Source organism: Sphingomonas sp. (genome assembly GCF_025362505.1).
Taxonomy (GTDB): domain Bacteria; phylum Pseudomonadota; class Alphaproteobacteria; order Sphingomonadales; family Sphingomonadaceae; genus Sphingomicrobium.
In genome coordinates this window covers 1-11,974 of the sequence record NZ_JANYGG010000134.1, presented here as the reverse complement: position 1 = coordinate 11,974, position 11,974 = coordinate 1, and the positions used below count along the sequence as shown (strand labels likewise).

Sequence of the window (11,974 nt, the reverse complement as noted above, 5' to 3'; positions counted from 1 at the left end):
GAGATCCCGCCACAGCCCGTTGTCGCGCCACAGGTAGAACCAGCGGCGCACCGTCGAGACCGGCGGAAAGCAGGGCGGCAGCATTCGCCACGGCAGGCCCCCGCGCAGCAGGTAGAGGATCGCCTCGACAATCCGCCGCATGGGCCACTTGCGTGGCCGACCGACAAACGAGGGCGGCGGCAGAAACGGCTTCAGTACCGCCCATTCGCCATCGGTCAAATCGCTTGGCAAAGCCAGCCCGGCTCGCGCATGATGCACGCGAGTGGCATCGGTCCACATCGTTGATCTCCGGAAGTTTGTTGCAAAACCCCAGAATCAACGACCTGGTCAGCCGTCAAGCTAACCAGCTGATGCCACTCAACTTAATTTCGGATCAGGCTCTAAGCAGCCGATCGCAACTTTGTGCCGGCGTAGATGTCAAACTCGCCTTCTTCCATCGCGGCAGCGTATCTATACCCCTGAAGCGCATCGCATCCCGCTTCAAGGGCCACCGCCTCCTGAAGCTCCGTTTCGATACCTTCTGCAACAACCTCCAGACCAAACAGATGCGCGAGCGTCACGGCCGCTCGTACAAATGCGATATTTTCCTGGATGTCCTCTGATGAAGCGAAAGACTTATCTAGCTTTAGCCTGTCCACCTGAAACCGTCGCAGGTAGCTCAACGACGAATAACCCGTACCAAAGTCATCGAGAGCGAGACGGAATCCATACGCTCGCAACCGGCGCATCTGCTCGTCGCAGCCCAGACCTTTGTGCATGAACAATTGCTCGGTTATCTCTAGCTCAATCTGCGTAGGATTTACACCCTCTTCGCGCGCCATTTGCCGTAGTACGTTTGCTAGTTCACCGGTCCTTGCGAACTGAGCCGGAGACAGATTGATCGCTACGGATAGTTCCGGGTGAACTCGCGCGAAGCGGGCTGCTTGCCGGAAGACGTACTCCCCTAATACGGAAATTAAGCCGGATTCTTCTGCAACGTCGACGGCCTCGGCGGCTCTTATTTGCCCTAGAGTGGGGTGGCTCCAACGAAAGAGGCTTTCAACTCCAATGATTTTGCCACTGCCATTTATCTGCGGCTGGAAGTGAACGGCAAGTCCATCTCCGCTCTGAAGAGCTTTACGAAGATCTGTTTCGAGAAAATCGCGGCGTTTAAGACGGTCGTCAAGTTTATCTGAGAAAAAACGGTAACAGTTTCTGCCGCTATCTTTCGCATCGTAGAGCGCCATATCCGCAGCACGGATGTAATCGCAAGACGTCGTTAGCCGTTTATTTGCAGCGACTGCTCCAACGCTTACCGGCAGCGTCATCTCCCGACCGGCGACGCCGTATGGCACCTGCATCTCTTTGCAAATGCGAGAACAAAGGCGGCGAACGTCGGTTGGTTTAGCGAGACTAGTTTGAAGTACCAAAAACTCATCACCACCAAACCTAGCGACCGTGTCAGTGTCCCGCACGATCGATTCGAGCCTCCTAGCTGCTTCCTTAAGTACCTCGTCACCTATTTGGTGTCCCAGCAAATCATTGACACGCTTAAAATGGTCTAGGTCCAGCATAATTACAGCAAAGGTTTCGCCTGTTCGGCTGTAGCGACGGATTGCCTGCTCCAGTCTTTCGTCGAGGAGTGGCCTACTGGCTATTCCGGTGAGAGCATCATGCTGTGCACAATGTAAGGCATCGCGCTGATTATTTTCTAGTACTTCCCCAGCGTCGAGCAGCGTTTGATAAAGTATGGACATCACCAGTATGACAGTTATGCTTGTTGGCAGCGCGATCGGCCAAATCGCCGATAGCAACTCGGCTGTCGATGCACCCGGGTGTGCAACTATCTTCACAATACAATAGTTGGTGACCACAATCAGTGCGACTGCGGACGACACCATTGGGGCGAGCAGTTTTTTGGAGAAGCTCATAATTGCTCAACTAGGCGGAAATGGTTAAAAAAGCCTCAGTCTCGACTAGCTGACAAATTCTGCGCTGTGCCTCGGCATAATAATGGCTGAGCAGACAAGGTCGGTCTGCGATCTACTCCGCCGGCAGCTAACCCCACTGGCTGGCGGCGCATAATTCCCAGGGTATTCGTCCCCATCGCCCTGCGCTCGACGCGACCTATCGGCACCAACGGCAGCGGCGGCGGCAAGGTTGCGCCGCTGGACGTTCAATGAAAGCCAGCGGCGCGGGGCGCAGTGGGGTAGCGCCCAAACTTAAGCTAAACCCGAAAGCTTTCCAACGCCTTAATCAGGACCGGGGCTTTCGTCCCAATTGTCCCCGGTGCTCGCCACTGCTTTCCCCGCGTCCATTGCTCACGTTAATCTTGTCCGGAACGGGATCCAAAGATCGACGTTGCTGGAGTGAGGAGAAAGGATATGGCTGGCGGATGGGCGCGGGACGGAGCGGTGCAGGACCAGATCGACGACACGGTCAGAGACGCGGTCGAGGCTGCGCGTGCGCGACTTCAGTCTGGCGAGGGGGCTGACGACTGCGATGATTGCGGCGAGGTCATTCCCGCCAAGCGCCGTGCTGCGCTGCCCGGGACGCGCACCTGCGTGTCCTGTCAGGCGATCCGCGACAAGCGAGTGGTTCACTCGGCTATCAACCGGCGCGGGAGCAAGGACAGCCAGCTTCGTTGAAAGTCATCGAAATGGCGCACCGCGCTTGCTATGTGATTGCTAGTGCGGAACAGCCGGTAAATAGTTCGGCCTCGAAAGAGGGCTTAACTCATTGAAAAACTGTGGCGCGCCCGACTGGATTCGAACCAGTGGCCTCAAGATTAGAAGTCTCGTGCTCTATCCAGCTGAGCTACGGGCGCGTGGGTTGGGATGTAGCGAAGCGCGGCGGGTTAGGCGACGGTTTCGAGCAAGCCTTCGAATAAGCGGCGCCCGTCGGTCCCGCCATGCACCGGATCGATCGCGCGTTCCGGGTGCGGCATCAGCCCGAGCACGTTGCCGGCGTCGTTGACGATTCCGGCGATATTGCGCGCCGACCCATTGACCGGCTCGGCATAGCGGAAAGCAACCCGCCCTTCGCCCTCGAGCCGGTCGAGCGTCGCGGCGTCGGCCTGGTAATTGCCGTCGTGATGCGCGATCGGCACGCGGATCGTCTCGCCCGCCGCATAGCCTTGGGTAAACAGCGTCTGGCTGTTCTCGACGGTCAGCGGCACCGTTCGGCAGATGAAACTCAAGCCCGCGTTGCGCATCAGCACACCGGGCAGCAGCCCCGCCTCGGTCAGCACCTGGAACCCGTTGCACACGCCGAGCACCGGCACCCCGCGCGCCGCCGCGTCGGCCACCGCGCGCATCACCGGCGACCGTGCCGCCATCGCGCCCGAGCGCAAATAATCACCGTAGGAAAATCCGCCCGGAATGGCGATGAAGTCGGTCCCGGCGGGAAGCTCGGTTTCGCGGTGCCACAGCATCGCCGGTCTGGCGCCGGTGACCGCCTCGATCGCCACCGCGAGATCCCGGTCGCAGTTCGACCCGGGAAAGACGATGACCGCGCTTCTCATGCCTGTGCCGCGCCCGGCGCGGAGGCGAGCTGCTCGATGCGGAAATTCTCGATCACCGTGTTGGCGAGCAATTTGCGGCACATCGCCTCGATGTCCGCCTCGCTCGTGCCCTCGGCAAGGTCGAGTTCGATCAGCTTGCCGGCGCGCACGTCCTGCACCCCGCCAAACCCGAGCCCTTCGAGGGCATGGTGGATCGCCTTGCCCTGCGGGTCGAGCACGCCTGGCTTCAAGGTGACGAACACGCGCGCTTTCATGATCATGCCTTTCGCTAGAGCCTGACAGGTGAATCGGGCTCTAATTCCATCGCGCGACCCTATGGCGTCGCCGCGCACGCGCATCAAGCTTTACCATTTGTTTACCCTGCTCGCCCTAGCCTCCCGCCCGATGGGCCAGTGTAGGGGGCGAGTCTTGAGATGATGGTAGCGATACCTGCGGCGATGTTCATCGCGCTGTTCGGCTGGGGTTCCGACTATTTCGGCTGGGACGATACCACCGGCCGCGTCCAGCTCGCGATGTTCACGACCTTCATCCTCGGCGCGATCTGCGGTTACAAAAGTCGCAGCTGACGGCGGCGCGCCGCTCGGCTAGGGCAGCGAGATGACCGGCCTTCCACCTTACGCAAAATTGCTTCAGCTCAGCCCCGAACCCGACCCGCGCGGCGGCCCGCCGCTGATGCTGATGCCGGCGCACGACGGGGTACTCGGACGTCCCGGCTTCCTCCATGGCGGCGCCATCGCCGGGCTGTGCGAATTCGCCGCTTTCTCCGCCCTGCGCGCCGCGCTCGGCGAGCCGGACACGCTGATGAAGCCGATCACCGTCACGGTCGATTACCTGCGCGGCGGCAAGCTCGAGGCGACCCGCGCCCGCGCTGAAATCATTCGGCTCGGCCGCCGCATCGCCAATCTCGAAGTGCGCGCGTGGCAGGACGACGAGACCCGCCCGATCGCGCTCGCAAGGCTCAACTTCCTGCTCGAGCGCCAACCACGGGAACCTTAGTAACCGCTGAGCTCCGCCACCCGGTTGGCGTGATAGCGCGGGCTGCCGAACAGTTCGCCGAGCACCACTTCGCGTTTCATGTAGAGGCCGATGTCATAGGCGTCAGTCATGCCGATGCCGCCGTGCATCTGAATGCCTTCCTGCACCGCCAGTGCCGCCACGCGCCCCGCCTTGGCCTTGGCGACCGACACCATCAGTTCGGCGCGCGCATCGCCGGCGTCGAGCAGCGCCGCCGCCTTCTGCGCCGCCGCGCGCGCGATCTCGATCTCGCCGAACAAATGCGCGGCGCGATGCTGGAGCGCCTGGAACTCGCCGATCAGTCTGCCGAACTGCTTGCGCTGCTTGAGATAGTCGAGCGTCATCGCCGACGCGCCGGCCGCAACCCCGACCAGTTCCGCCGCCGCGCCCGCCTGCCCGGCGCCAAGCGCACGGCCGAGCACCGTTGCCCCGCCATCGACCTCGCCGATCACCGCGTCGCCATCGACCGCGACCTTGTCGAACGTGAGCCGCGCGGCATGCGACGAGTCCGCCAGCACGACATTCTCGATGCTCATCCCCGCCGCGTCACGCTCGACCGCGAACAGCGTCAGTCCCGCGGCCTCGCCCGCCGACCCCGCCGTCCGCGCAGCGACGATGATCAGGTCGGCGCTCGCGCCATGCACCACGAACTGCTTGGCACCCGACAGCGTAAACCCGTTACCCGCCTTCTCGGCGCGCATCGTGATGCCGTTCGGATCGTGCCGCTTGCCTTCGTCGATCGCCAGCGCGGCGACCGTGTCACCCGCGACGATCCCCGGGAACCACCGTTCCGCCTGCGCGCTGCCTTCCAGCGCACGCACCGCCGCCACGGCCGTCGTCAGGAACGGCGACGGGGTCAGGTTGCGCCCGATCTCCTCGAGCACCAGCCCCGCCTCGGCCGCCCCCATGCCCATCCCGCCGGCTCTCTCGGGAATGCAGATCCCGGTCAGCCCAAGCTCGGCGAACTGCTTCCACAGCCCGTGCCCGAACCCGTCCGTGCAACCGGTGTCACGCAAGTGTCGCAGCTGCTTCGAGATGCTCCCCTCATCGGCAATGAACGTCCGTGCCGTATCCCGAAGCATCTTCTGGTCGTCGGTCAGTCGCATCGTTACGCTCCCGGCAGCTGCAGGATATGTTTGGCGACGATACCGAGCTGGACTTCGCTCGTCCCGCCCTCGATCGAATTGGCCTTGGTCCGCAGCCATTCGCGCGGCCGCTTGCCGCCGTGCGACCGCTCGCTGTCCCACTCGAGCGCATCGGACCCGCCCGCCGCCATGATCAGCTCGTGGCGCGCCTTGTTGAGCTCGGTCCCGGCATATTTCATCATGCTCGGCATCGCCGGATGCGACTCGCCGTGCTTCACCTGGTCGACGAAATTCTCGCTCATCGCCGCGAACGCCAGGGCGTCGACGTCGAATTGGGCGATTTCGGCGCGCAGGATCGGGTCGTCGATCCGCCCGACCGTCATGCCCAGCGCCTCGCCTGTTCCGCCCAGCCCCATCCCCGAAATCATTTCGCGCTCATGGCCGAGGAGATATTTCGCGACGTCCCAGCCCTTGTTTAGCTCGCCGACGAGCTGGTCCTTGGGCACCTTCACATCGTCGAAGAAAGTCTCGCAGAACGGCGAATTGCCCGAAATCAGCAGGATCGGCCTGGTCGACACTCCCGGCGTCGCCATGTCGAACAGCAGGAAGCTGATCCCGCCATGCTTGCTCTCGGTCGAGGTCCGCGCCAGGCAGAAGATCCAGTCGGCCTGGTCGGCATAACTCGTCCACACCTTCTGCCCGTTGACCAGCCAGTGATCGCCCCCGACGGGATCAGAAACATCTTCGGCCCTGGTCTGCAGCCCGGCCAGGTCCGACCCCGCGCCGGGCTCCGAATAGCCCTGGCACCAGCGGATCTCGCCGCGCGCGATCTCGGTCAGGAAGCGCTTCTTCTGCGCTTCGGTGCCATATTTGAGCAGCGCCGGCCCGAGCATCGAAATGCCGAAGCTGTTCAAGGGATTTCGCTCGCCGATCGCCGCCATTTCCTCGCGCAGCACCTTGTACTGCACCGCGCTCAGCCCGCCGCCGTCATAGGCAACGGGCCAGTCGGGCACGGTCCAGCCCTTGCCCGCCATCGCCTTGAGCCATGCTTCCTGCGCCGGCGACTGGAACACCCAATTGCGTCCGCCCCAGCAGGCGTCCTTCTCGGACCGCATCGGCGTGCGCATTTCGGGCGGGCAGTGCTCGTCTAGCCAGGCCCGAGTGTCGATTCGGAAGCTGTCGAGATCGCTCATGCCCTTGTCTCCGCTGCGCTTGCGTCCTAGCCGCTTTGCAAGAGACGTGGCCGCCACGCAAGCAAGAGGAATGGCAGTGGATTTTGACCTTACGGAACGCCAGTCTTTTTTCCGCGACCGGGTCCGCGCCTTCATCGACGAGCATGTCCGCCCCCGAGTCGCGGACTATAAGAGCCAAATTGCCGAGGGCGACCGCTGGCAGCCGATCCAGCTGATCGAGGACCTCAAGCCGCTGGCCCGCAACGCCGGCCTGTGGAACCTGTTCATGCCGCCCGCTCCCGCGCTCGCCCATGTCGACGAGAGCTTCGGGTTTGAAGGCGAGCAGCTCACCAACCTCGAATATGCGCTGTGCGCCGAGGAGATGGGCCGCATCATCTGGTCGGCCGAAGTGTTCAACTGCTCGGCCCCCGATACCGGCAACATGGAAGTGTTCCACCGCTATGGAACGCGGGCGCAGAAGGAGCAGTGGCTCGCCCCGCTGATGCGCGGCGAAATCCGCTCGGCGTTCCTGATGACCGAACCCGGCGTCGCCTCGTCCGACGCGACCAACATCCAGTGCCGGATCGATCGCGATGGCGACGACTATGTCATCAACGGCCGCAAATGGTGGTCGTCGGGCGCCGGCGATCCGCGGTGCAAGGTTGCGATCCTGATGGGCAAGACCGCGCCAGAGGAAAAAACCTACCGCCAGCAGTCGATGGTCCTCGTGCCGCTCGACGCCCCCGGGCTCAAGGTCGAGCGCTACCTGTCGGTGTACGGCTATGACGACGCTCCCCACGGCCACATGGAAATCGAGCTCAAGGACGTTCGCATCCCCGCCACGAACATGCTGCTCGGCGAGGGCAAGGGGTTCGAGATCGCGCAAGGGCGTCTGGGGCCGGGCCGCATCCACCACTGCATGCGCACTATTGGTGCGGCGGAGGAGGCATTGGAACTGATGGTCCGCCGTCTCCAGTCGCGCGTCGCGTTCGGCAAGAAGCTCAGCGAGCACAGCATCTGGGAGCAGCGCATCGCCGAAGCCCGGATCGAAATCGACTGCTCGCGCTTGCTGTGCCTCAAGGCCGCCGACCTGATGGACAAGTCCGGCAACAAGGCCGCGCGTAACGAAATCTCGATGATCAAGGTGAAAGCCCCGCGCATGGCGCTCGAGATCATCGACAACGCCATCCAGTCCTATGGCGGGGCCGGGGTCAGCCAGGACACTCCGCTCGCCGCGTCGTGGGCCGGCATCCGCACGCTGCGCTTCGCCGACGGCCCCGACGAGGTCCACAACCGCGCCATCGCCCGCAACGAGTTCGGCAAATACCCCGAGGAGGTCCAACCGTGAAGCAGCTGTTCGACCTGACCGGCAAGACCGCCGTCATCACCGGATCGTCGCGCGGCATCGGACGGGCGATCGCCGAGGGGATGGCGGCGCATGGCGCGAACGTGGTGATTTCGTCGCGCAACCAGGGTGCCTGCGACGAGGTTGCGGCGGCGATCAATGAAGCCTGTGGGAGGGAGTGTGCACTTGCGATTGCCGCTTCGCTCTCGTCGAAGGAGTCGCTTCAGGCTCTGGTGGACGCCGCAAGCGCGATGTTCGAGAAGATTGACATCCTCGTCTGCAACGCCGCCTCGAACCCCCATTACGGCCCGCTCGGCACCATCACCGACGAGCAGTTCCGCAAGATCTTCGACAATAATGTGTTGGCCAATCACTGGCTTATCCAGATGACCGCGCCCGCCATGCTCGAACGCGGCGCGGGCTCGATCATCATCATCTCGTCGGTCGGCGGGCTTACCAGCTCGACCAGGATCGGCGCCTACAACATCTCGAAAGCCGCCGACCTCCAGCTCGTCCGTAACCTCGCGAGCGAATTCGGCCCCAAGGGAGTCCGCGTCAACGCGATTGCCCCCGGCCTCGTCCGCACCGACTTCGCCCGGGCGCTGTGGGAAAATCCGGAGACTTTGAAGCGGGTTACCGCCGGCGCCGCGCTCAGGCGGATTGGCGAGCCCGAGGAATTGGCCGGGATCGCGGTGTTCCTCGCCTCAGACGCTTCAAGCTTCGTCACCGGGCAAGGGATCGTCGTCGACGGTGGTTCGACCTTCGGAGCGGGTTTCTGATGCGCCTCCACGGCAAAATCGCCATCGTCACTGGCGCCGGCTCAGGCATCGGCAAGGCCACGGTCGATCTGTTCCGCCGCGAAGGCGCGACCGTGATCGGCGCCGACTTGAAAGGCGCCGACGTCGATTGTGACGCGGGCGATGACGCGCAGGTCAAGGCGCTGGTCGACAAGGTGATCGCCGACCACGGCAAGCTCCACATCGTTTTCGCGAATGCCGGCATTTCGGGCGGGCTCGCCTCGATCTTCGAACAATCGGTCGATGACTGGACCGAGATCCTGCGCGTCAACCTGATCGGCCCGTTCCTCGCGATCAAGCACGCCGCGCCGCATATGGCGGAGGCAGGCGGCGGCTCGATCATCTGCACCGCGTCGGTCGCGGGACTTCGCTCGGGCGCCGGCGGTCCAGCCTATTCGGCGTCGAAGGCGGGGGTTATCAGCCTCGTCAAATCGGCCGCGCAGCAGCTCACCGGGTCAAACGTCCGGGTCAACGCCGTCTGCCCCGGGCTGATCGAGACCGGCATGACCGAATTCATCTACGAACGCGCTCGCGCCAAGGGCCAGGAAGACAGGCTCGGCCACCTCAATCCGCTCCAACGCGGCGGAGAACCCGCCGAAATCGCCAACGCCGCGCTGTTCCTTGCCTCGGATGAGGCAAGCTACGTCAACGGCCACGCGCTGGTCGTCGATGGCGGCCTCAGCTCCTCGCACCCGTATAATTCGCAACGCTTTGGCCGCACGGCCATCTGACCCGGAGACCCCGCATGACCTCCCCGATCACGACCCACAAGCACGGCGACATCCTCGTCGTCACGTCGAACAATCCACCAGTCAACGCGCTCGGCGCGGCGGTCCGCCAGGGCCTCGTCGCCGCGATCGACGAGGCGGAAGCCGACGGGTCGATCAAGGCGATGGTCATCCGCTGCGAGGGCCAGACCTTCTTCGCCGGCGCCGACATCACCGAATTCGGCAAGCCCCCAATCATGCCGTGGCTGCCCGAGGTCGTCGACCGGATCGAGAATTGCACCAAGCCGGTCGTCGCCGCGATCCACGGCACCGCGCTTGGTGGCGGGCTCGAGGTCGCGCTTGGCTGTCACTACCGCGTCGCCGTCCCGACCGCGAAGTTCGGCGTTCCCGAGGTCAAGCTTGGCCTGCTCCCCGGCGCCGGCGGCACCCAGCGCCTGCCGCGCGTCGCAGGCGTCCCCAAGGCACTCGAGATGGTCACCGGGGGCGGCATGATCGACGCCAAGGAAGCCGCCGCGATCGGGCTCGTCGACCGCATCGTCGAGGGCGATCTGCAGCAGCACGCGGTCGCCTATGCCGACGAGGTCAAGGACATCCGCCCGCTCCCCAAATCGTCGGAGCGCGACAACAAGCTCGTCGAGGCCCGCGCCAACCCCGCGATGTTCGACGAATTCCGCAAGGCCAATGCGCGCAAGATGAAGGGCTTCGAAGCGCCCGAGCTCAACATTCAGGCGGTCGAGGCCGCAGTCGCCAAACCCTATGCCGAAGGGGTCAAGGACGAACGCCGCCTGTTCATGCAGCTGATGTCTGGAACGCAGGCCAAGGCCCAACAATATTTCTTCTTCGCCGAACGCAAGGCGTCGAAGATCGACAATATCCCCGAGGACACCAAACCCCGCGACATCCGCCGCGTCGGCGTGATCGGCGCCGGGACGATGGGCGGCGGCATTTCGATGAACTTCCTTTCCGCCGGGATCCCGGTGACGATCGTCGAGATGCAGCAGGAGGCGCTCGACCGCGGCACCGGGGTGATGCGCAAGAATTACGAGGCGACCGCCGCCAAGGGCCGGATAACGCCCGACCAAGTCGAACAGGCGATGGGCGCGCTCACCGCGACGCTCGACTTCGCCGCGCTGGCCGACTGTGACCTGATCATCGAGGCGGTGTTCGAGCAGATGGAGGTCAAGAAGGATATTTTCGGCCGGCTCGACAAGATCGCCAAGCCCGGAGCGATCCTCGCGACCAACACCAGCTACCTCGACATCGACGAGATCGCCGCCGCGACTTCACGCCCGCAGGATGTCGTTGGCCTCCACTTCTTCTCTCCCGCCAACGTCATGAAGCTGCTCGAAGTCGTGCGCGGCGCCAAGACCGCGCCCGATGTGCTCGTCACCGCGATGCAGCTCGCCAAGAAGATCAAGAAGGTCGCGGTCGTCGCCGGCGTGTGCCACGGCTTCATCGGCAACCGCATGTTGATGCCGCGCCAGGTCGAAGCGACCAAATTGCTGCTCGAAGGCGCCACGCCCGAACAGATCGACCGCGTCCATGTCGAGTTCGGCATGCCGATGGGCCCGTTCCAGATGGCCGACCTCGCCGGGGTCGATATCGGCTGGCACCGCGATCCCGCCCGGATCGAGAATATCCGCGACGCGCTCGCCGCCGAAGGCCGCTGGGGTCAGAAGAAAAGCGCCGGCTTCTACGACTATGACGAAAAGCGCCGCCCGAGCCCAAGCCCGCGCGTGCAGGAAATCATCGACGACTTCCGCGCCAGGGAAGGCGTCCAGAAGCGTGACATCACCGACCAGGAAATCATCGAGCGCACCCTCTACACCATGGTCAACGAGGGCGCGAAAATCCTCGAGGAAGGCATGGCCCAGCGCGCCTCGGACATCGATGTCGTGTGGGTCTATGGCTATGGCTGGCCAGTCTATCGCGGCGGCCCGATGCATTGGGCCGATGGCGAAGGCCTCGACAAGATCGTTGCCGGACTTAAAAATCAGGAACAGCGGATGGGGAGCGATTTCTCCTTCAGTCAGTTACTGCTCGACACGGCAGCATCCGGTGGCAAGTTCACGCGCTGAACGACTGACTGATGAGGAAAACAAGCATGGACCGGATGATCGACGAGACGACGGGTGGTTCGGTCCAGCGCTACACCAGCATCGCAATTGCGATTCACTGGCTGAGCGCAGTGCTGATCATCACCCAGATCATCCTCGGGCTAAAATTCGGCGACATGCCCAAGGGCCCGGCACGGATCGATATGTTTACCTGGCACAAGACCGTCGGGGTCGCGATCCTGTTGCTCGCCATCGCCCGCTTGGCTGTCCGTCT

General features: G+C 63.5%; 14 protein-coding genes and 1 tRNA gene. 8 read left to right on the top strand and 7 right to left on the bottom strand.

What is annotated here, in order from left to right:
* Positions 1 to 279: transposase (locus Q0R27_RS12625; RefSeq protein WP_293945383.1), on the bottom strand; the 279-nt coding region annotated here is incomplete at its 3' end.
* 101 nt (positions 280 to 380) lie between these two features.
* A complete protein-coding gene (locus Q0R27_RS12620) occupies positions 381 to 1,910 on the bottom strand; it encodes an EAL domain-containing protein (RefSeq protein ID WP_293945380.1) in 1,530 nt (509 codons plus the stop codon).
* 453 nt (positions 1,911 to 2,363) lie between these two features.
* Between Q0R27_RS12620 and Q0R27_RS12615 the strand changes: the two genes are divergently transcribed.
* Positions 2,364 to 2,627: a DksA/TraR family C4-type zinc finger protein gene (locus tag Q0R27_RS12615; RefSeq protein WP_293945378.1), complete on the top strand. Its 264-nt coding sequence runs from the start codon at positions 2,364 to 2,366 to the stop codon at positions 2,625 to 2,627.
* Between the two features lie 102 nt (positions 2,628 to 2,729).
* On the opposite strand, the gene Q0R27_RS12610 is transcribed toward Q0R27_RS12615, so the two are convergent.
* The 3 genes from Q0R27_RS12610 to purS all read right to left on the bottom strand — a co-directional run bounded on the left by Q0R27_RS12610 (position 2,730) and on the right by purS (position 3,756).
* Positions 2,730 to 2,806 (bottom strand) — tRNA-Arg (locus tag Q0R27_RS12610).
* Positions 2,807 to 2,836: 30 nt separating this feature from the next.
* Positions 2,837 to 3,502 (bottom strand): phosphoribosylformylglycinamidine synthase subunit PurQ, encoded by a 666-nt coding sequence (gene purQ / locus Q0R27_RS12605; RefSeq protein ID WP_293945376.1) that lies wholly within the window; start codon positions 3,500 to 3,502, stop codon positions 2,837 to 2,839.
* Positions 3,499 to 3,756 carry a phosphoribosylformylglycinamidine synthase subunit PurS gene (purS, locus tag Q0R27_RS12600; RefSeq protein ID WP_293945374.1) on the bottom strand — a complete coding sequence of 86 codons (258 nt, stop codon included), beginning with the start codon at positions 3,754 to 3,756 and terminating at the stop codon, positions 3,499 to 3,501. Before purS ends, purQ begins: the two co-directional genes overlap by 4 nt.
* A 159-nt stretch (positions 3,757 to 3,915) precedes the next feature.
* Here purS and Q0R27_RS12595 point away from each other — a divergent pair, with 159 nt between their 5' ends.
* Positions 3,916 to 4,068: a hypothetical protein gene (locus tag Q0R27_RS12595; protein WP_293945372.1), complete on the top strand. Its 153-nt coding sequence runs from the start codon at positions 3,916 to 3,918 to the stop codon at positions 4,066 to 4,068.
* A 31-nt stretch (positions 4,069 to 4,099) separates the two neighbouring features.
* A complete protein-coding gene (locus tag Q0R27_RS12590) occupies positions 4,100 to 4,498 on the top strand; it encodes a PaaI family thioesterase (protein ID WP_293945371.1) in 399 nt (132 codons plus the stop codon).
* On the opposite strand, the gene Q0R27_RS12585 is transcribed toward Q0R27_RS12590, so the two are convergent.
* Both Q0R27_RS12585 and Q0R27_RS12580 read right to left on the bottom strand, forming a co-directional pair.
* Positions 4,495 to 5,622 carry an acyl-CoA dehydrogenase family protein gene (locus Q0R27_RS12585; RefSeq protein WP_293945370.1) on the bottom strand — a complete coding sequence of 376 codons (1,128 nt, stop codon included), beginning with the start codon at positions 5,620 to 5,622 and terminating at the stop codon, positions 4,495 to 4,497. The genes Q0R27_RS12590 and Q0R27_RS12585 overlap by 4 nt on opposite strands.
* A 2-nt stretch (positions 5,623 to 5,624) precedes the next feature.
* Positions 5,625 to 6,794 (bottom strand): acyl-CoA dehydrogenase family protein, encoded by a 1,170-nt coding sequence (locus Q0R27_RS12580; protein WP_293945368.1) that lies wholly within the window; start codon positions 6,792 to 6,794, stop codon positions 5,625 to 5,627.
* Positions 6,795 to 6,870: 76 nt separating this feature from the next.
* Between Q0R27_RS12580 and Q0R27_RS12575 the strand changes: the two genes are divergently transcribed.
* The 5 genes from Q0R27_RS12575 to Q0R27_RS12555 all read left to right on the top strand — a co-directional run.
* Positions 6,871 to 8,121: an acyl-CoA dehydrogenase family protein gene (locus Q0R27_RS12575; RefSeq protein WP_293945384.1), complete on the top strand. Its 1,251-nt coding sequence runs from the start codon at positions 6,871 to 6,873 to the stop codon at positions 8,119 to 8,121.
* The gene (locus Q0R27_RS12570; RefSeq protein ID WP_293945366.1) at positions 8,118 to 8,897 is read left to right on the top strand and encodes an SDR family oxidoreductase; all 780 of its coding nucleotides are present in this window, start codon (positions 8,118 to 8,120) and stop codon (positions 8,895 to 8,897) included. Before Q0R27_RS12575 ends, Q0R27_RS12570 begins: the two co-directional genes overlap by 4 nt.
* Positions 8,897 to 9,646 (top strand): SDR family NAD(P)-dependent oxidoreductase, encoded by a 750-nt coding sequence (locus tag Q0R27_RS12565; protein WP_293945364.1) that lies wholly within the window; start codon positions 8,897 to 8,899, stop codon positions 9,644 to 9,646. Before Q0R27_RS12570 ends, Q0R27_RS12565 begins: the two co-directional genes overlap by 1 nt.
* Positions 9,647 to 9,660: 14 nt before the next feature.
* Positions 9,661 to 11,721 carry a 3-hydroxyacyl-CoA dehydrogenase NAD-binding domain-containing protein gene (locus Q0R27_RS12560; protein WP_293945362.1) on the top strand — a complete coding sequence of 687 codons (2,061 nt, stop codon included), beginning with the start codon at positions 9,661 to 9,663 and terminating at the stop codon, positions 11,719 to 11,721.
* An 11-nt stretch (positions 11,722 to 11,732) separates the two neighbouring features.
* On the top strand, positions 11,733 to 11,974 hold a 242-nt coding region (locus Q0R27_RS12555), incomplete at its 3' end, for a cytochrome b/b6 domain-containing protein (protein WP_293945360.1).

Bases quoted from the DNA above. Each gene is read 5' to 3' on its own strand.
- Q0R27_RS12620 (WP_293945380.1), bottom strand. From the start codon at position 1,910: ATGAGCTTCTCCAAAAAACTGCTCGCCCCAATGGTGTCGTCCGCAGTC.
- Q0R27_RS12615 (WP_293945378.1), top strand. From the start codon at position 2,364: ATGGCTGGCGGATGGGCGCGGGACGGAGCGGTGCAGGACCAGATCGAC.
- purQ (WP_293945376.1), bottom strand. From the start codon at position 3,502: ATGAGAAGCGCGGTCATCGTCTTTCCCGGGTCGAACTGCGACCGGGAT.
- purS (WP_293945374.1), bottom strand. From the start codon at position 3,756: ATGAAAGCGCGCGTGTTCGTCACCTTGAAGCCAGGCGTGCTCGACCCG.
- Q0R27_RS12595 (WP_293945372.1), top strand. From the start codon at position 3,916: ATGATGGTAGCGATACCTGCGGCGATGTTCATCGCGCTGTTCGGCTGG.
- Q0R27_RS12590 (WP_293945371.1), top strand. From the start codon at position 4,100: ATGACCGGCCTTCCACCTTACGCAAAATTGCTTCAGCTCAGCCCCGAA.
- Q0R27_RS12585 (WP_293945370.1), bottom strand. From the start codon at position 5,622: ATGCGACTGACCGACGACCAGAAGATGCTTCGGGATACGGCACGGACG.
- Q0R27_RS12580 (WP_293945368.1), bottom strand. From the start codon at position 6,794: ATGAGCGATCTCGACAGCTTCCGAATCGACACTCGGGCCTGGCTAGAC.
- Q0R27_RS12565 (WP_293945364.1), top strand. From the start codon at position 8,897: ATGCGCCTCCACGGCAAAATCGCCATCGTCACTGGCGCCGGCTCAGGC.
- Q0R27_RS12560 (WP_293945362.1), top strand. From the start codon at position 9,661: ATGACCTCCCCGATCACGACCCACAAGCACGGCGACATCCTCGTCGTC.